The sequence below is a fragment of the Neisseria sp. 20925_1_37 genome (genome assembly GCF_041433255.1).
Taxonomy (GTDB): Bacteria; Pseudomonadota; Gammaproteobacteria; order Burkholderiales; family Neisseriaceae; genus Neisseria; species Neisseria flavescens_D.
In genome coordinates this window covers 26,869-46,384 of record NZ_JAPWBC010000012.1, presented here as the reverse complement: position 1 = coordinate 46,384, position 19,516 = coordinate 26,869, and the positions used below count along the sequence as shown (strand labels likewise).

General features: G+C 48.3%; 16 protein-coding genes. 8 read left to right on the top strand and 8 right to left on the bottom strand.

Translation table 11 applies throughout. The annotated features are described in order from the left end of the window. Positions 1-49: 49 nt before the first annotated feature. Positions 50-754 (top strand): peptidoglycan DD-metalloendopeptidase family protein, encoded by a 705-nt coding sequence (locus tag O3661_RS09220; RefSeq protein WP_371493180.1) that lies wholly within the window; start codon positions 50-52, stop codon positions 752-754. Between the two features lie 84 nt (positions 755-838). Here O3661_RS09220 and O3661_RS09215 read toward each other — a convergent pair whose 3' ends face one another. Beyond that, on the bottom strand, positions 839-1,003 hold the full coding sequence (locus O3661_RS09215) for a hypothetical protein (protein WP_371493179.1): 165 nt from the start codon (positions 1,001-1,003) through the stop codon (positions 839-841). Between the two features lie 564 nt (positions 1,004-1,567). Here O3661_RS09215 and O3661_RS09210 point away from each other — a divergent pair. The 3 genes from O3661_RS09210 (at position 1,568) to O3661_RS09200 (ending at position 3,488) form a co-directional block, all read left to right on the top strand. Continuing rightward, entirely contained in the window at positions 1,568-2,017 is a 450-nt protein-coding gene (locus tag O3661_RS09210) for a hypothetical protein (RefSeq protein ID WP_371493178.1), read from the top strand. Positions 2,018-2,222: 205 nt separating this feature from the next. Continuing rightward, complete coding sequence (locus O3661_RS09205) at positions 2,223-3,182, top strand: DnaJ C-terminal domain-containing protein (protein WP_063068882.1); 960 nt, start codon at positions 2,223-2,225, stop codon at positions 3,180-3,182. Positions 3,183-3,197: 15 nt separating this feature from the next. Continuing rightward, positions 3,198-3,488, top strand: coding sequence for a chaperone modulator CbpM (locus O3661_RS09200; protein ID WP_222571480.1), 291 nt, complete (start codon positions 3,198-3,200; stop codon positions 3,486-3,488). Positions 3,489-3,607: 119 nt separating this feature from the next. Here the strand turns inward: O3661_RS09200 and O3661_RS09195 are convergent, their stop codons facing one another. After that, entirely contained in the window at positions 3,608-3,802 is a 195-nt protein-coding gene (locus tag O3661_RS09195) for a YbdD/YjiX family protein (RefSeq protein WP_070584009.1), read from the bottom strand. Beyond that, on the bottom strand, positions 3,792-5,873 hold the full coding sequence (locus O3661_RS09190) for a carbon starvation CstA family protein (protein ID WP_371493177.1): 2,082 nt from the start codon (positions 5,871-5,873) through the stop codon (positions 3,792-3,794). Before O3661_RS09190 ends, O3661_RS09195 begins: the two co-directional genes overlap by 11 nt. A 330-nt stretch (positions 5,874-6,203) precedes the next feature. On the opposite strand from O3661_RS09190, the gene O3661_RS09185 reads away from it, so the two are divergent. Then, on the top strand, positions 6,204-6,947 hold the full coding sequence (locus O3661_RS09185; RefSeq protein WP_371493175.1) for a pseudouridine synthase: 744 nt from the start codon (positions 6,204-6,206) through the stop codon (positions 6,945-6,947). A gap of 59 nt (positions 6,948-7,006) precedes the next feature. Here the strand turns inward: O3661_RS09185 and alr are convergent, their stop codons facing one another. Beyond that, a complete protein-coding gene (gene alr / locus O3661_RS09180; protein WP_371493174.1) occupies positions 7,007-8,065 on the bottom strand; it encodes an alanine racemase in 1,059 nt (352 codons plus the stop codon). Positions 8,066-8,281: 216 nt separating this feature from the next. Here alr and O3661_RS09175 point away from each other — a divergent pair, with 216 nt between their 5' ends. Together O3661_RS09175 and O3661_RS09170 are read left to right on the top strand one after the other, a co-directional pair. Continuing rightward, positions 8,282-8,743 (top strand): winged helix-turn-helix transcriptional regulator, encoded by a 462-nt coding sequence (locus O3661_RS09175; RefSeq protein WP_003747450.1) that lies wholly within the window; start codon positions 8,282-8,284, stop codon positions 8,741-8,743. A 572-nt stretch (positions 8,744-9,315) separates the two neighbouring features. Next, a complete protein-coding gene (locus tag O3661_RS09170) occupies positions 9,316-10,653 on the top strand; it encodes a GTPase/DUF3482 domain-containing protein (protein WP_371493172.1) in 1,338 nt (445 codons plus the stop codon). A 70-nt stretch (positions 10,654-10,723) separates the two neighbouring features. Here the strand turns inward: O3661_RS09170 and O3661_RS09165 are convergent, their stop codons facing one another. The 3 genes from O3661_RS09165 to O3661_RS09155 are packed head-to-tail and all read right to left on the bottom strand — an operon-like array spanning position 10,724 to position 16,678. Beyond that, positions 10,724-12,130 (bottom strand): efflux transporter outer membrane subunit, encoded by a 1,407-nt coding sequence (locus O3661_RS09165; RefSeq protein ID WP_371493170.1) that lies wholly within the window; start codon positions 12,128-12,130, stop codon positions 10,724-10,726. Between the two features lie 55 nt (positions 12,131-12,185). Then, positions 12,186-15,398, bottom strand: coding sequence for an efflux RND transporter permease subunit (locus tag O3661_RS09160; RefSeq protein WP_371493169.1), 3,213 nt, complete (start codon positions 15,396-15,398; stop codon positions 12,186-12,188). A gap of 11 nt (positions 15,399-15,409) precedes the next feature. Further along, complete coding sequence (locus O3661_RS09155; protein ID WP_107849054.1) at positions 15,410-16,678, bottom strand: efflux RND transporter periplasmic adaptor subunit; 1,269 nt, start codon at positions 16,676-16,678, stop codon at positions 15,410-15,412. Between the two features lie 226 nt (positions 16,679-16,904). Here O3661_RS09155 and O3661_RS09150 point away from each other — a divergent pair, with 226 nt between their 5' ends. Then, the gene (locus O3661_RS09150) at positions 16,905-17,540 is read left to right on the top strand and encodes a TetR family transcriptional regulator (protein ID WP_371493167.1); all 636 of its coding nucleotides are present in this window, start codon (positions 16,905-16,907) and stop codon (positions 17,538-17,540) included. A gap of 65 nt (positions 17,541-17,605) precedes the next feature. On the opposite strand, the gene ettA is transcribed toward O3661_RS09150, so the two are convergent. Further along, positions 17,606-19,282, bottom strand: a complete 1,677-nt coding sequence (gene ettA / locus O3661_RS09145; RefSeq protein ID WP_371493166.1) for an energy-dependent translational throttle protein EttA — start codon at positions 19,280-19,282, stop codon at positions 17,606-17,608. Positions 19,283-19,516: the final 234 nt, after the last annotated feature.

The window sequence follows — 19,516 nt, the reverse complement described above, 5'->3', positions numbered from 1 at the left end:
CTCTTCTTATCTATCATACACAGCATAACAATACATTTAGAAACAACCCATGAATACAAATTTTATTTCCACCTTTCAGACGGCCTTGAAACGTCTGGCCCTCATCAGCACCATTGCCGTCTTAGCAGCCTGCGCCGGCAACAATACCTCTTCCAACCGAGCCGTACCTGACGGCTACTACAAAATCCGCCCTGGCGATACCCTGACCCAAATCGCCAAACGCTACGGACAAAACGTCAATACACTGGTTGCATGGAACAACCTTCCCAATGCCTCACAAATCGAAGTCGGCCAAGTATTGCGCGTCCGCCGTCATGTCGCCCCACGCAGCACTGCAACGCAGCAACGCCAAACCACTACCGTTACCCCAATCAACCGATTGAACCTGCAATGGCCGACCGATAACGCTTCATCCTCCATTATCCAACGCTACAACGGCACAACCAGCAAAGGCATAGATATTGCAGGCACACAAGGCCAACAAATCCGCTCCGCAGCAGCCGGTACAGTTATCTACGTTGGCGAAGAAGTCCGCGGCTACGGCAAGCTGATTTTGATCAGCCACAATGACTACACCATTACCGCCTACGCCCACAACGACACACTTTTGGTACAAAAAGATCAAAAAGTCCAAGCAGGCCAAGTTATCGCCACCATGGGCAGCAGCGATTCAGACAGTGTCAAGCTGCATTTTGAAGTCCGTCTAAACGGCAAAGCAGTCGATCCCCTGCCTTATTTAACCAGAACAAATTAATACCTCAACCCAAAGGCCGTCTGAAACAAAATTATTTCAGACGGCCTTGATATACTTAAGAACACTGTCCGTATTCATTCTCTCCTATTTAAAACGAATAATTAAAATTAATCCAAATACGATTGTTGCATTAATAAAACTTAATATATAAAAAATATATGCTAATTTAGCTTTTTTATCTCCCTCTTGATATGCCCAATACATTTCATTCCACACCGCCATGCTATTTCTTCGGCGATACTTATCCATATTCCTCCTAATATCCAATGTAAAATAATGATAAAAACATAGCGTTACACCATACAACACCATAAAAAAAACAGCAATCTTTAACATAAACACCTAATATTAGTTAAAAGAATGGACTTAGGAAAATTTAATGTAACCCTTAAGTCCTAACTACCTAAAACATCATCTCATCAACAATATTCCATGACAAACTATAACGATGTTAGAGAGACTAAACCCCGCACATATCTACTAAAATTCTCCCAAAAGTATCATGCTCACATAAATTTATAACCCATTTTAGATAAACGGAATATAACTTAAATAAACGTATTTATTCAACTACAAATACCACCCAAAGCCAAATAAACAATTTTAAAAAATTTTTAGTTATATATAATCTAATTGACCTATTCATTACAAGAATTACTGCCTGAAAAGCAGCTCAATTATTGGTTAACTCCAACAAAAATATTGCAGCCTCTTACTTTCAACAAGTATATCTACTGATATTTCATAGAACCCCATATTTAAAAATGCTTAGCGATGAAATAGAAGCATATTAAAACTACTGCAACCGCATTCTTGTTTGCTTCTGCATTTGCCAGCGCAGATGTCCATATTGATGAAAGCATTCCTTACCGCGATAAAGAAGAAATCGATACCCGTATTGTTTCCGAGTGTTTAGAAGTGGGCAGCATCATGTCCAAATCTTTGCAAGAAACTGCAACCAAAAGCGATGTAACGGTTGTCCGTGACGGTAAAAAACAAGGCACATACGCAGATATCGCTATCACTTCCGCCATGAGTGCAGGCAATGCCTTTATCGGTCACGCCAAAGGGATGGCGGTTTCAGCCACTTTGTATGTTGACGGCAAACAAGTTAATAAAAAAACCTTTACCCGCAACTCTTCCGGTGGCATGTTTGGCGCTTATAAAAGCTCTTGCGCCGTCTTGAACCGCACTTCTAAAGTATTGGGTTCAGATATTGCCCAATGGGTGGTTCGCGAACAAAAAAATGCTCAAGACAAATAAAACCCCAATTTGATAAAGGCCGTCTGAAAAACCGTATTTCAGACGGCCTTTATATTTTCTATTTCTCTAAAAACAAAGAAATAAATTACCCATTAATCATTGTCAGAAATAGAGAATTTTATTTCCAATGCCCTTGATTTTAGAATATCTACCCTCAATTATTAAAACTATAAGAATTTTGTATATTAGCAGTCAAAGGAATAACATGGCAGAAAAAAACTATTATGAAATACTAGGCGTTGCCAAAGATGCGGATGAGGCCGAAATCAAAAAAGCCTACCGAAAACTGGTGCGTAAATACCACCCCGATGTCAGCAAAGAACCTGACGCAGCCGAACGTACAGTAGAAATCAACCGTGCCTACGAAACGCTTTCCGATAAAGAAAAGCGGGCCGAATACGATGAAATGTTGGCTAATCCTTACGGACGCAGCGCCGGAGGCAATCCGTTCGGTCAAGGCGGCAATCCGTTTGGCAATGGATTTAACGGTGGCGGCTTCCACTATGAACGTCATGAAGGCGAACCGTTCGGAGCGGGAGACTTCAATTTTGAAGATCTTTTTTCATCATTCCGCCAATCCCACACTCGTTCCGAGCAACCCCGCGGTCCAATAAAAGGCGAGGATCAACATGCTGAATTGAGTATTGATATTTACGCAGCGTATGTTGGCGCAGAACGTAGCATGACTTTGAATGTGCCGACTCTAGACGAATACGGACGTGCGGTTTATCAAAATAAAACCCTCAACGTCAAAATCCCCAAAGGCATTGCAGAAGGCCAACAAATCCGTTTGGCCGGTCAAGGTTTGCCGGGATATAACGGTGGAGAAAACGGTGACTTATACTTAAAAATCAAGTTCCACGACCAACCTGATTTATACGTCAAAAACAGGAAAGACGTATATCAAACAATAGATGTCAAACCTTGGGAAGCCGTATTGGGCGGCAAAATCATCGTCCCTACCGCTTCAGGCCGCTTACAGGTCAATCTGCCTGCCAACAGCCAAAGCGGTAAAAGCATCCGCCTCAAAGGCAAAGGTATTCCTGCAAAAGAAGCCGGAGACCTTTATCTCAATATCCGCATTAATGTTCCGCCAGTAGAGAGCGAAGCCGACCGTGCCGCATGGGAAAAATTGGCCGAACACTTTGCCGCGAAACAAGCATAAAAGAAAGGATAAATTATGATTCAGTCCTCCGATGTTACCCTTACTTTTGAAGAAATCGTTGCCGCCAGCCGCTGCCGTCGTGATTGGCTGTTGGAACTTATATCAGAAGACATCATCAGCATAGATGGTGCGCCCGAAAAAAGCACCTTCAGTGGTTTTCATCTTGCCCGCATCCGTCGCGCACAACGCTTAAGCCGTGATTTTGAGGCCGGCATTCCTGCATTGGGGCTGATTATGCGGCTGTTGGACGAGGTGGAAGAGCTCAGAAAAATACAGCGTCCGCTGGTACTGCTCGAAGAAGAGTAAATATTGGCAAGTTGTTCGATTAAATATTGATGACAAGACAAAGTTTTTGATTTTTATTGATATTCCATAATGAAAGGCCGTCTGAAAGTATTTTCAGACGGCCTTTTTTCATGCCTTAATTAACAACAGCGTCCGCCGTTGCTGCCGCAACGACGTTTGCGGCAGTAATCTTGGAATTGCAGCTTGGTCATAACCGGCGCATTGGGATTATGTTTGCGCTGGCGGGCAACGTAGTTTTCATAATCTGGGACACCGGCCATCAAGTTTGCTGTCAGCTTGATGGTTTTCCACCAAGATGCGAGCTTATGCTTCATGCTGAGCCTCCGGCTGTTTACCGTCGCGGTACACTGCTGGAATTTCTTTAGCAGTTGGCCAGCCGACTTTGCGGGCTTTCATGGCGGTACGGAAACCGTACACGGCGACAATCACGACAACTGCCAAGAACAAAGCGGTCAGACCGGCATTGATTTGGTCGTTGAAGATGATTTGTGACATTTCGCCAATGTCTTTAGCTGGAGCAAGGACTTCGCCTGAAGCCAAGGCATCTCGGTATTTGCCTGCATGCGCCAAGAAGCTGACGCGTGGGTCGCTGTGGAACAGTTTTTGCAAACCGGCATAGCAGGTCACAAACAAGACGCCGACAGCAGGAACCAAAGTTACCCAAACATAGCGGTCGCGTTTCATTTTCACCAATACAACGGTACACATAATCAATGCTACGCCTGCAAGCATTTGGTTGGCGATACCGAACAACGGCCAGAGCGAGTTGATACCACCCAGAGGGTCGGTTACACCGGTATAGAGGAAGTAACCCCACAACGCCACAGCCAAGAATGTGGCAACCAAGTTGGCAGGGATAGAGTCGGTGTTACCGAATGGTTTGTAGAAGATACTGCCCAAGTCTTGAATCATGAAACGGGCAACGCGTGTACCGGCGTCAACCGCGGTCAAGATGAACAAGGCTTCAAACAGCAAAGCAAAGTGATACCAGAACGCCATCATGGCTTCACCCGGAATCAGACGGCTCATGATGTGTGCCATACCGACTGCAAGGGTTGGCGCACCGCCTGCACGGGACAGAATGGTGTTTTCGCCCACTTCTTTAGCAGTATGCAACAGAGTTGCGGCATCAACAGAGAAATTCAGTTTAGTGGTGATGACTTCGGCAGCTGTGTTGGCATCTGTACCAATCAGCGCAGCCGGACTGTTCATCGCGAAGTACACGCCTGGCTCAAGCGAAGCGGCGGCAGCCAGCGCCATAATGGCCACAAAGCTTTCCATAATCATGCCGCCGTAACCGATCATGCGGACGTGGGTTTCGTTTTCCACCATTTTTGGCGTAGTACCTGAAGAAATCAGCGCATGGAAGCCTGAAACCGCACCACAAGCGATGGTAATGAACAAGAATGGGAACAATGCACCAGAGAATACCGGGCCTGAACCGTCAATAAAGTGGGTAACTGCAGGCATTTGCAGGGTTGGGTTAACAATAACGATACCCAAAGCCAAAGCTGCAATCGTACCGATTTTCAGGAAGGTAGACAGATAGTCGCGCGGAGTAAGCAAGAGCCAAACCGGCAATACGGAAGCCACGAAACCGTAAATCATAATCGCCCAAGTCAGCTGAATGCCGTCAAGGTCGAACCAATGACCGAAGGAGCTGTGGGCAACATCTTCACCGTAAATCACGGCCAACATCAGCAAAATAAAGCCGACGATGGAAATTTCGCCAATTTTGCCCGGACGGATATAACGGGTGTAGATACCCATAAACAGGGCAATCGGCATGGTTGCTGCGATGGTGAACGTACCCCAAGGGCTGTGAACCAATGCTTTCACCACAATCAGCGCCAACACCGCCATAATGATGACCATAATCATCAAAATACCGATAGACGCAATCACGCCGGGAACGGTACCGAGTTCTTGTTTCACGATATCGCCCAAAGACTTACCATCACGGCGCATGGAGACGAACAAGACCATCATATCCTGTACGGCACCGGCAAACACCACGCCGAAGATAATCCACAAGGTACCAGGCAGATAACCCATTTGCGCTGCCAATACAGGACCGACCAAAGGACCTGCACCGGCAATCGCGGCAAAGTGGTGGCCGAACAGTACGCCTTTATGTGTGGGCACATAGTCCAAGCCGTCATTGTGGCGTTCTGCCGGAGTCAGACGGTTAGGATCAAGCTGCATCACACGGTTGGCAATGTAAAGACTGTAGAAACGGTAGGCAATGCAGTATACCGAAATGGCGGCCGTAACCATCCAAATCGCACTGACACGCTCGCCGCGACTGAGGGCCAAAGTGGTAAAGGAGGCCAAGCCTACCAAAACCACAATGCCCCAAATCAAAAATGATTTGAGCGATTTCATTGATTTATCCTTAAAACGTGATACACGAAAGCTTGTTTTAGCGACAAACTGCTTTCATGCGCTTTAGAAAGACCAGTCATTATAGTCTTCATGATTTCATGAGTGAAATGTCATTTCAACCCCAATTCGACTGAAAACAAAATGATTAGTTCGTCCGTAAGGTTAACACAAACAGACAATATACCCTTCATTTTTTACTTCAAAACTAAATATTCCTTAACATATAGCAAACGAAAGGCCGTCTGAAAACCCAAATCTTCAGTTTTCAGACGGCCTAACAAACGGTCAATGCTATAATCCGACATTCCCATTTCTCTATATTGCCATACCATGCAAAACAACGATTCTGAAACCATGCGCCTCTCCAAACGTATGGCGCAATTGGGCTTATGCTCGCGCCGCGAGGCAGATAGCTACATCGAGCAAGGCTGGGTCAAAGTCAACGGCCAAACCGCCGTACTCGGTCAAAAAGTCACCGAGCGCGACCGCATCGACCTCAACAAACAAGCCCATGAAAAACAAGCAGCGCGCGTAACCATCCTTCTGAACAAACCCGTCGGCTACGTCAGCGCGCAGGCAGAAAAAGGCTATAAATCCGCCGCCGAACTCATTACCGCCGACAACCACTGGGAAGGCGACGACAGCCGTATCCCTTTCAGCGAAAAGCACAAATTCGGCTTGGCCCCTGCCGGCCGCCTGGATATTGATTCTATCGGATTGTTGGTACTCACTCAGGACGGCCGCATTGCCAAACAGCTGATTGGCGAAAACAGCAGTAGCGAAAAAGAATACCTCGTCCGCGTCCGCGGCAAACTGGATGACAAAGGCCTCGCCCTGCTCAACCACGGCTTGAGTTTGGACGGAGAAAAATTGCGCCCCGCCAAAGTCGAATGGCAAAATGAAGACCAGTTGCGCTTTATTTTGCGACAAGGCAAAAAACGCCAAATCCGCCGTATGTGCGAACTGGTCGGACTGCGCGTCGTCGGTTTGAAACGCATCCGCATGGGCAAAGTCAAACTCGGCAGACTGCCGCCGGGCAAATGGCGTTATTTACGCGCTGACGAATCGTTTTAATTGCAGATAACAAAAAGGCCGTCTGAAAACACATTTCAGACGGCCTTATCTTTTACTGCTTACTCGATATAAGTAAACTTCGCACGTTTGATATTGCAAAGGATTTCGTACGGAATCATACCGGCAACTTCGGAAACTTCATTAATATTAATCACATCGCCCCAAAGCTCGACTTCCGAACCCAAGCCCTCTTTCGAGGCTTCCAGCTCAACCGTAATCATATCCATAGATACCCTGCCGATAATACGGCTGCGTTTGCCATCCACCGCCACAGGGGAATTAGTGGAAGCGCGACGCGGATAACCGTCGGCATAGCCGCAGGCAATCAAACCGACACGGGTAGATTTGCTGGTGTAGAACGTTGCGCCATAGCCGATCGGAGAATGCGGCTGCAACACACGCTCGCCGAAAACGCTGGAAGTCAGGCGCATAACCGGTTTCAAACGCTCATCCACGCCGCCGAAAGGCGAAATACCGTATAAAGCCAGACCGGCACGTCCCCAATCGCGGCGTGCTTCAGGCACGTTCAAAATCGCGGCGGAATTGGCCAAGCTCTCTTCGCCTTCCAAACCCTCACACGCCAAATCAAACGCTTCAATCTGCATTTCGGTCATGCCGTTTTCCGGTTCGTCCGCGCAGGCAAAATGGCTGAATTTCACAATGTTTTCAACCGATTCGGATTGTTTCAATGCAGTATAGGCCGCGGCATAGTTATGCGGAAAGAAACCGGCACGGTGCATACCTGAGTCCATTTTCAGCCATACGGTTGTCGGACGTTGCCACTCATGATGCACAAACGCCTCCAGCTGCCATTGGCTGCCGATTGCCGGCCACAAATCATAACGGTCAACATCCGCATACTCCGCAGCCTCAAACACGCCTTCCAACAAAACAATCGGATTTTTAATGCCGTTTTGACGCAACTCCACGCCTTCATCTACCGTTGCCACCGCAAAGCCGTCGGCAATATCTGCCAACGCGTGTGCACATCTGACCGCGCCATGCCCATAAGCATCGGCCTTAATCACAGCCAACAATTTATTGCCATGCAACTCTTTGAGAAAACGATAATTTTGACGTAAATTATCCAAACGGATTTGCGCATTGAGCGGACGCATAATGTATTCCTCTTATCGGCATTCCGTTTCAGACGGCCTGCCCTATTACTTTGAAGTAAATATTATAGGTCAAAAACTACACAGGATTCCATGAAATACACAAGAATAATCTATTCATAATTTAGACCTCATGCGCACCTTTAGGCATTTATGCTTCTTCTCAGCCTGTTTTAAGGTTATGATTCAATCCAAATGAAAACGACAGACATCAAGACCATGAAAGAACTCGACAAAACCGACTTAAAAATTCTCAAGCTCCTACAACAAAACGCACGTATCCCCATGACCGAATTGGCTGAAAAAGTCGGCCTCTCTACCACGCCGGTAACCGAACGCGTCCGCCGCTTGGAACGCGACAACCTTATTACCGGCTATCACGCCCATCTGAATCCCCATGCTTTAGGTCAAAGCCTCTTAGTCTTTGTCGAGCTAAAACTGCGCTCCAAATCCGGCAATATTTTTGAAGACTTCAAACGCGAAGTGCTGAAGATTCCGCAAATTCTAGAATGCCACTTGGTCTCTGGCGAATACGACTACCTTATCAAAGTCCGCCTGCCCAATATGTCCGCCTATCGCGATATGCTCGGCAATATCCTGCTGCAACTGCCGGCTGCAGCTGAAAGCCGCAGCTATGTTGTCATGGAAGAAGTCAAAGAAGAAGTAGTATTAGACATCTAATTCTATTCGATAAACAAAGGCCGTCTGAAAGATTACAACATTCAAACGGCCTTTATTTTAAATAGGCAAAAAAAATGCACACATCCGACAGAATGTGTGCCAAGTCTACAAAGGAGAAATAGAGGAGAAACTATTAACTGACTACTCGAACCAGCTAACGAAACGAATTATGCAACAAGAGCTTCAACCGCGCAAGTATTTTTCTTGTAAAGTTTCTTAATTATTCGATTTACAGATCTTAAATGTAATCATGTTTCAATGCAGATAAAAAAATGCGCATACCGTTTTGATATGCGCCAAGTCTACAAAGGAGAAATAGAGGAGAAAAATCAAGCTGCATCAAGCAACTCAACGGCGCGAATTATCCTATCCTTCTACCCTCCTGTCAACTGTTTTCCTATCTATTTTCAAGTATTTTGCTAAAAAACAACAAAGTCGCTATTCCCCTCTTTTTCTTGCTATTTTCGCCCATATATAAAAAATTAAGGGCCGTCTGAAACATATATTGCCACTAAAGATAAACGGCTCCATACTCACACATTCATAGTCCATATCAACCCGACCCAAAGACCATGACCACCCCACTTTCCCTTGCCGTCGTCGGCCATACCAACACAGGCAAAACCTCGCTCTTACGTACGCTTTTGCGCGACAGCACCTTCGGTGAAGTGAAAAACGCGCCCTCTACCACGCGCCATGTCGAAGAAGCCCTTATCAACGACGGCGACGACAGCTTGGTTTACCTCTACGATACACCCGGCCTTGAAGATGCCGGCGGCGTGTCGGATTGGCTGGAAACCCACACATCTGCACGCGATGACGGTATCGAACGCATCCAGCAATTCCTCAGCAATCATGAAGCGCATCACGAATTCAACCAAGAGGCCAAAGTGCTGCGCCAAGTCATGCAAAGCGATATGGCCATGTACGTCATCGATGCGCGGGAACCCGTCCTCGACAAATACAAAGACGAGCTGACCATTTTGTCTTGGTGCGCCAAGCCCATCATGCCCGTGTTCAACTTCACCCAAAATCAAGACCTGAGCGCTTGGACCAATATGCTCGCCCGCAGAAACCTGCATGTTTACGCCGGTTTCGATACCGTTGCCTTCGACTTTGAAGGCGAAATCCGATTGTGGGACAACCTTGCCACCATGTTACCTAAGCGCGACATCCTAGACCGCCTCATCAATATGCGCCGTCGCGAGTGGCAACGGTTGGATACGGAAGCGCGTCGTGAAATTGCCGATTTTCTGCTGGATGCCGCTGCATTTACCCAAGAAATTGCCGAAAACGACGACCCTGCCCCGACTTTGGAAGTCATGCAATCGGAAATCCGCCAACTTGAGCGGCAAATGCAACAACGCCTGTTCACACTTTACCGCTTCTATCATGACGAAGTCGGCAGTGACAGCACATGGATGCCCAAAGCCTTCAAACAAGATCCGTTTGACAGCGAATTGCTTAAACATTACGGCATCCGTACCGGTACCGGCGCAACCGCAGGCGCGCTCATCGGCTTAGGCTTGGATATTGCCACGCTTGGCGGCTCGCTTGGTTTGGGCACAGCCATCGGCGGACTATTGGGCGGTATTTTGCCCAATGCCCAAGACATCACCGACAAAATCAACGGCCGACAAACCCTGCATACCGATCCGGAAACCCTTACCCTGCTCGCCGCACGCGCACTGGATTTGTTGCACGTCTTACAAACGCGCGGCCATGCAGCTCAATCACACATCGAGCTAAAAGAACGCAAAGCGCCCTGGAATGCGGCCAAATTGCCAAGCGAGCTCAACAAAGCGCGCAGCAACCGCAAATGGTCTTCGCTCAACACACACCAGCCAGAAGCCAGCCGTAACGAACGCGCAGCCTATGTCGCCACTTTAAGCGAAAAATTAAAAACTTAGAATTGTCGCATAACAAAAAGGCCGTCTGAAACCTAAATGTTTCAGACGGCCTTTTAATCTTAGCAAATACTTATTCAGCAGCTTTGGTCTCTCGTTTCAAACCGCCGCCAAGTGCTTTATACAAGTCGGCAAGGTTTTCCAAACGGGTCAGTTGATTGGCCAAAAGAGCAGTATCCGCGCTGTAACTGCTGCGCTCGGCATCCAGCAAATCCAATGCGCTGGATACGCCATGTTTGTAGCGCAGGCTGATGAGGCGCAGGCTGTCATTGTAGGCACGGCTTTGTTTGCTCAAAGCGGCGTAGCTTTTATCCAGCTGCTCGCGTGCAACCAACGCATTGGAAACGTCTTTGAATGCAGATTGAACAGCGGCCTCATAAGCAACGATTTGTGCCTGTTGGCGCAGTTTGGCTACGTCAAGATTGGCTTTGTTTGTGCCCCAGTCAAAGATAGGCAGAGTGATTGACGGTGCAAAAGCCCAAATACCTGTGCCGCTCTTAAACAGGCCGCTCAACTCGCCGGAAGCTGTACCGACAGAACCGGTCAGACTGATGCGTGGGAAAAACGCCGCACGAGCCGCACCGATATTGGCATTGGCTTGTTTGAGCGCGTGTTCGGCCGCGCGGATATCCGGACGGTTGAGCAACACGTCCGAACTCAAACCGGCAGGCAGTTTGGTCAATTTGAACTGTTTGCTCAAAGGCAAACCGGCAGGCAGGTCTTCAGGCAAAGGTTGATTAATCAGCATGGCCAAAGAATTGCGCGCTTGCTCGCGGTTTTTTACCGCGGATGCGTAATCGGCTTTGGCCGATTCAATCAGTGCTTCCTGTTGGCGCAAATCAACGGCGGAAATCACACCGGCCTTATGGCGTAATTGCGAGAGCTTGTAAGTCGCTTCACGGGTTTGCAATACGCGTTGTGCCAATGCCATGGTTTCTTCGGCGTAGCGTTCGTTAAAGTAGGCTTTGGCAACGGTAGAAATCAAGGTCAGATGCGCGGCATCGCGGTTGGCGGCCACATTGAAATAACCTTGCAACGCGGCTTCGCTGGTGCTGCGGACACGACCGAAAAGATCAAGTTCATAAGAGGCTGCGCCCAAACCCACGCTGTATTGGCTGCTGACGCTGCCGCCGCTCAAACTGCCTTGACGCGAACCTGTACCGCTGGCATTGACGGTTGGCAACAAGTTATTACGCTCAATCATATATTGCTTGCGGTAGATTTCCGCATTCAGTGCGGCTGTACGCAAATCGGTATTGCGTTCCAATGCGATGTCGATCAGGCGGTGAAGGCGCGGATCGGCAAAGTAATCTTGCCAACCCAATTCAGCGGCACGGATACCGTCGTCAACAGTGTCGTATTTAAACGTATCGGCAACGGCAACTTGAGGCTGCTCATATTTCGGCATCATGGTACAGGCCGACAAAGCCACAGCTGCGGCAACGGCGGTCAGTACAGGTTTGAATGTAATCTTCTTCATTTTAGAATCCTTTAGCATTTTGAGGCCGTCTGAAAATTTTCAGACGGCCTTTGCTTTAGTGCTTGTCTGAATCGTGTTTACCATCTTCAATCATGCCGGCTTCAGCGGCGTGTTTGGCGGCCATCTCATGCTCGTGTGCGGTTTCTTTAAAGAATTTGCGCACAACCACATAGAACAAAGGCACAAGGAACACAGACAGAATCGTACCGATCAACATACCCCAGAACACGGTCGTACCAATCGCACGTTGGCTGGCGGAGCTGGCACCACTGGCAACATAGAGCGGTACCACGCCCAAGATGAAGGCGAACGAAGTCATGATAATCGGACGGAAACGCAGGTGTGCGGCGGCAAGCGCAGCTTCAAGCGCGCTCTTGCCTTGCGCTTGCAGGTCTTTGGCAAACTCGATAATCAAAATCGCGTTTTTCGCACTCAAACCCATCACTGTAACGAAACCGACTTGGAAGTAGATATCGTTGGCGTATGCCGGAATACTGCCCAGCAATGCTTCAAACATGTTACGGCCGGTTACACCCAATGCCGCGCCAATCAAGCCCAACGGAATCACAAGGATAACCGCCAACGGGATAGACCAGCTTTCGTACAAAGCAGCCAATACTAAGAATACAGCGGCAGCAGCCAATGCGTACAACACGACAGTTTGCGAGCTGCCTTTAGCCTCTTCACGAGACTGACCGCCCCATTCCAGACTGTAACCGCCGCCCATTTCATCAACCATTTGCTGCACCGCAGCCATGGCTTGACCGGAAGATACGCCATTAACAGGAGAGCCGGAAAGCTCCATTGCCGGATAACCATTGAAGCGGACGCTTTGTTCCATACCGGTTTCCCAAGAAACAGTAGCAATGGTAGAAAGCGGTACGGCAACGCCGGATTTGTTCGGTACAGTCAGGTTCAGAATATCGGCAGGCTGCATACGGGCACTCGCATCAGCTTGTACCATCACGCGTTGCAGACGGCCTTGATTCGGGAAGTCGTTTACATAAGACGAACCCAAAGAAGAAGCCAAAGCAGTACGGATATCAGAGAACGAAATACCTTGTGCGGCTGCTGCGGCACGGTTAATGTCGATTTTCAACTGCGGCGCATCTTCCAAACCGCTCGCACGGACGGTACTTGGGTTAAACAAACCGCTTTTACGCATTTTGTCAATCAACTCATTGCGTTTGGCCAACAATGCAGCATGGCCGCTGTTGTTACGGTCTTGCAGGTAAATCGTCAAGCCGGAGCCTGTACCCAATTCCATAATGGCAGGAGGCACAATCGCCAAACCGAAACCGTCTTTCAGCGTAGCCATCATCATACCAGTCAACTTACCGGAAATAGAAGTCGCATCGCTGCCCGGAGCAGTACGTTCGCTCCAGTCTTTCAGAATGACAAAGCCCAAAGCCATGTTTTGGCCGGAACCGCTAAAACTAAAGCCGGAAACGGTAATAATGTTCTCGATCTCAGGTACAGATTTCGCCAGTTGGGTGATTTGAGCCAAAGTTGCATCGGTACGCTCTTTGGTTGCGCCGGCAGGCAGCTGCACGCTCAACATCAAGTTACCTTGGTCTTCAGACGGCAAGAAGGAAGTCGGCAGACGCATAAACAAGAATACGCCCACAACAGTCAAGCCAATATAGACAACCATCATGCGTAAAGTTTTGCGCAAGACTTTGGCAACCCAGCCTTCGTAGCCGTGTGTCCAGTTGTCGAATTTCTTGTTAAACCAACCGAAGAAACCTTTTTTCTCTTCGTGATGCCCCTTCTGAATCGGTTTGAGCATGGTGGCACACAATGCCGGAGTCAGCGTCAAGGCAAGGAATGCGGAGAATGCAATCGATGCCGCCATGGTCAAGGCAAACTGTTTGTAAATGTTACCGGTTGCACCGCTAAACATTGCCAGCGGAACAAATACGGACATCAACACGGCAGTAATACCGATAACCGCACCGGAAATCTGACCCATCGCTTTTTTGGTGGCAGCCTTAGGCGACAAACCTTCGCTCGCCATAATACGCTCAACGTTTTCAACGACCACAATTGCGTCATCGACCACAATACCGATCACCAACACCATCGCAAACATGGTCAATACGTTAATCGACATACCCATGTATGAGATAAAGGCAAAACCGCCCAACAGGGAAATCGGTACAACAATAGTCGGAATCAGCGTATAGCGGATGTTTTGCAGGAAGAGATACATCACCAAGAATACCAAAACAATGGCTTCCAAAAGCGTATGGATCACTTTCTCAATCGAAATTTCCACAAATTTGGAAGTATCGTAAGGAACTTTCCAGCTCATGCCGTCTGGAAAATACTTCTGCAAAACCGCCATTTTTTCTTTTACGGCAGTCGCCGTTGCCAAAGCGTTACCGCTGTTAGACAGCATCACTGCCATACCGGTGGTATTCACGCCGTTCAAACGAGTGGAAGTAGAATAGTCCTGCATACCCAAGCTGACTTTGGCAACGTCTTTCAGATAGACATTAGAACCATCGGTATTGGATACCAAAATGATGTTGCCAAACTCTTCAGCAGTGCTCAGCTGACCTTGCGCCGTCACAGTTGCTGAAATAGTCTGACCTGCAGCCGCCGGCAAAGAGCCGATAGAGCCTGCAGAAATTTGGATATTTTGAGTAGCCAGTGCGTTGGTTACCGTTGCAAAAGACAAGTTGTAGTTTTGCAGTTTTTTCGGGTCAACCCAAATACGCATGGCGCGTTGCGCACCAAACAATTGTACCTGCCCTACCCCGTCGATACGCTGCAGTTCAGGAATGATATTGCGCTGGGCGTAATCGTTCATTTCCTCAATGGATTGCTTTTCAGAAGAAAGCATGACCACTTGCAAGAAGTTGGAACGCGCTTTAGATACGGTTACACCATATTGCTGTACGGTAGAGGGCAATGTGGACAACACTTCCGACAATTTGTTCTGCACGTCTACCTGCGCCAAATCTTCATTGGTTTCCGGTGTAAACGTCAGACTGACGCTGCCGCTGCCGCTGGAATTAGCAGAAGTCGTCATATAGTCCAAACCTTCCACACCGTACATATTACGTTCGATAACGGCCAGTACGCTGTCTTCCATTACCTGAGCAGAAGCGCCCGGATAAGTAGCGCGCAAAGTAATGGTCGGTGCAGCAACGGACGGATATTGGGAAATCGGCAGTTTTTGAATGCCGAAAATACCCGCTGCGATGATAAAAATCGCAATAACCCATGCAAAAATGGGGCGGTCAATAAAAAACTTAGACATTCATGCGTTCCTTATTTGGCTTCAGATGCAGCTTTAGCTTCAGGCTTGGCCTCGGATGCCGCCTGGCCGTCTGAAACTGCCGGTGTTGCTGCCGCAGCGTTTGCGGGCGGCGTCCATTCTTTCGGCGTTACCTGTTTAGCACCCGACATAGCGGCAATACTGATGCCTTCAACAATCACTTTGTCGCCGTCTTTAAGGCCGTCTGTAATCACCCAATTGCTACCTTGCTGTTGGGCTACGGTCACGACACGCGCTTCCATTTCGCTCTTGTCATTCACCACCATCACCGTATCTTGCGAACCGCGGGTAACTGCTTGTTGCGGCACTACAAATGCATTATCCACTGCCACTTGTTCCATCAATACGCGCACATACAAGCCCGGCATCAAGATATTTCTGTCATTAGGAATGGCAGCGCGCAAGGTAATTTGACCGGTCGTTTCGTTAACAGTCGGATCTGCAAACAGCAGACGGCCTTTTTCAGGGTAAACCGTACCGTCGTCAAATTTGATATCTACCGCAATCGCGCCGTTTGCCGCCAACAATTTGCCTTCGGCAACCTGTTGACGCAGTTTCATGACCTCACTCGCAGACTGAGTAACGTTGACATACATCGGATTGGTTTGTTGGATAGTGGCCAAAACAGTAGTATCACCGGAATTCAGCAGCGTACCTTCAGAAACTTTAGATTGACCGATAAAGCCGGAAATCGGCGCAGTAATGCGGGAACGGTTCAGGCTGATACCGGCAGATTTGATGGCTGCTTGAGCGGATTTGACGCCTGCCTCTGCTGAACGCTTGGCCGTTACGGCCGCATCATATTCTTGTTGGCTGATGGCATCGGCGGCAACCAGCGGTTTATAGCGGGCCAGGTCGGCATTCGCTTTAGCCAAAGTAGCTTGCGCGCTTGCCAACTGGGCGCGTGCGCTTTCTAAGTTTGCTTCATAAGATGAGCTGTCGATTTGATATAAAGGCTGACCGGCTTGCACATAGCTGCCCTCTTGGAACAGGCGTTTTTGCAAAATACCGCCGACTTGGGCGCGAACTTCGGCAGTACGCAATGATTCCAGACGGCCCGGCAACTCAGTTGTCAATGCAACGGTTTCCGGATGCACGGTAACCACACGGACTTCAGGCGCAGGTTGTTTTTGCTGTTGCTGACTGCCTTGCGCCTGTTGGCCGGCTGCTTTTTCATCGCCTTTGCCGCAAGCGGAAAGCGCCAACGCAGTAGCTGCTGCAATTGCCGCGACACGCATCATTTTAGAAGCATAAAGAGCCATAATTTTCCTATCTCTATGATAAATAAGGGTTTGACTAATTAAAAATTGATTACTTTAATCTCATATTTCACAAACAGAAATTGCCTGCTTTTATGAAAAACAGGCTGATTATATAGTGTTGAGAAACACTATCAAGTATTGAATTGAATTATACATACATTCTTGCATGTTCAGAAGTAATTTTTTATAATCCGAACCATAAATTTACATTTCCCACAAAACAACTATGAGAAGAACCAAAACCGAAGCCTTAAAAACCAAAGAATATCTCATGCTTGCCGCATTGGATACGTTTTATCAGAAAGGCATTGCCCGCACCTCGCTTAACGAAATCGCCCAAGCCGCAGGCGTAACGCGCGGCGCGCTGTATTGGCATTTCAAAAACAAAGAAGATTTGTTTGACGCCTTGTTCCAACGGATTTGCGACGACATCGAAAGCTGCATAAAAGAAGACTCGAACAACAATAACGAACAGGCTTGGTCAAGCTTCCGACTGACCCTGACCCGTTTTTTCGAGCGCCTGCAACACAACGAGCTTCACTATAAATTCCACAGCATTTTGTTTTTAAAATGCGAACACACCGAGCAAAACGAGACGGTCATTGCCATCGCTAAAAAACACCAATCATTATGGCGTGAAAAAATCGTTGCCGTCCTGACTGATGCAGTACAACAAAAAGCGTTGGCGGATAATTTGGATATCGATATGGCAGTCATCTTCATCAAGTCTTCATTAGACGGCTTGATTTGGCGCTGGCTTTTTTCAGGTCAAGGCTTCGATTTGGCGCAAACCGCCCCCCGCATGATTGAAATCATCATTGATACATTGGAAAACCATCCGCAATTAAGAAAACAATCATAAACATCAAAAATAAAAGGCCGTCTGAAACATTAAAAGTTTCAGACGGCCTTTTGGTTCAAACCTGCTTAACGTGTTACCGGTTTATAACGGATACGTTTCGGTTTCGCGCCTTCTTCACCCAAACGGCGTTTCTTGTCGGCTTCGTATTCTTGATAGTTGCCGTCAAAGAACACCCATTTAGAGTCGCCTTCACAAGCCAAAATATGCGTAGCGATACGGTCGAGGAACCAGCGGTCGTGCGAAATCACCATCACGCTGCCGGCAAATTCCAGCAATGCATCTTCCAGCGCGCGCAGGGTTTCCACGTCGAGGTCGTTAGACGGTTCGTCCAGCAGCAACACATTACCGCCGCTCAACAAGGTTTTTGCCAAGTGCAGACGGCCGCGTTCGCCGCCCGACAATTGACCTGCAATTTTGCTTTGGTCGCTGCCTTTGAAGTTGAAGCGTCCCAAATATTGGCGGGCTGGAATTTCAAACTGGCCAACCTGCAAAATGTCGCGGCCTTCGGCAATATTGTCGAACACGGTTTTGTCGTTTTGTAAACCTGCGCGGCTTTGGTCAATCAGGCTCATTTTCACGGTTTGGCCGATTTTCACTTCGCCGGAATCGGGCTGCTCTTTGCCCGCAATCATTTTGAACAGCGTCGATTTACCCGCGCCGTTCGGGCCGATGATGCCGACAATCGCGCCCGCAGGCACTTTGAAGCTCAAATCGTCAATCAGCACTTTGTCGCCAAACGATTTGGAAACATTCACAAATTCAATCACTTCGTTACCCAAACGCTCGGCAACGGGAATGAAGATTTCCTGCGTTTCATTGCGTTTTTGGTATTCGTAGTTGCTCATTTCCTCGAAACGCGCCAAACGCGCCTTGGACTTGGCTTGGCGGCCTTTGGCATTCTGGCGCACCCATTCCAATTCCTGCTTCATCGCCTTCACGCGCGCGGCTTCGGATTTCGCCTCGTTTTCCAAGCGTTTTTCTTTCTGCTCCAGCCAAGACGAGTAATTGCCTTTCCACGGAATACCGTGGCCACGGTCGAGTTCCAAAATCCATTCGGCGGCGTTGTCGAGGAAGTAGCGGTCATGCGTTACCGCAACGACTGTGCCGGGGAAACGCACCAAGAATTGCTCCAGCCATTCCACCGATTCCGCATCCAAGTGGTTGGTCGGCTCGTCCAGCAGCAGCATATCGGGCTTGCTCAACAAGAGTTTGCACAAAGCGACGCGGCGTTTTTCACCGCCGGACAGATTGCCGATTTTTGCATCCCAATCAGGCAGGCGCAACGCGTCGGCAGCGATTTCCAATTCGTGTTCCGCACCGCCGCCGGTAGATGAACCAGCCGCAATAATCGCTTCCAAGCGACCTTGTTCTTCCGCCAATGCGTCAAAATCCGCATCAGGATTGGCATACTCGGCATACACTTCTTCCAAACGTTTTTGTGCAGCAGCTACTTCGCCCAAACCGCTTTCCACTTCCTCGCGCACGGTTTTCTCAGGATCAAGCTCAGGCTCTTGCGGCAGGTAGCCGATTTTAATGCCGCCCATCGGCACGGCTTCGCCCTCAAATTCTTTATCCACGCCAGCCATAATCCGCAGTACAGTAGATTTACCCGCACCGTTCAAACCGAGCAGACCGATTTTCGCGCCGGGGAAAAATGAAAGGGAAATGTCTTTAATAATGGTTTTTTGCGGCGGCACAACCTTGCTCACGCGCAGCATAGAATAGACGTATTGTTGGGACATAGTTTTCTCGTTTCCGTCAAACAAATTTCAGACGGCCCATTTTAACCTATTGCCCCAATACTTGCTTGTTCAAATGCCGTCTGAAAATAGAAATAAGCATCAAAATATACACCGAGCCGAACCGATACCCTCATTGCCCGACGGTATCAATGCCAAACCGCAAAAAATTTGATTTAAGCCAGTTTATCCTTGAACTGGCATTGCCAATATCCGGCGCGCTTCATAAAATGCACC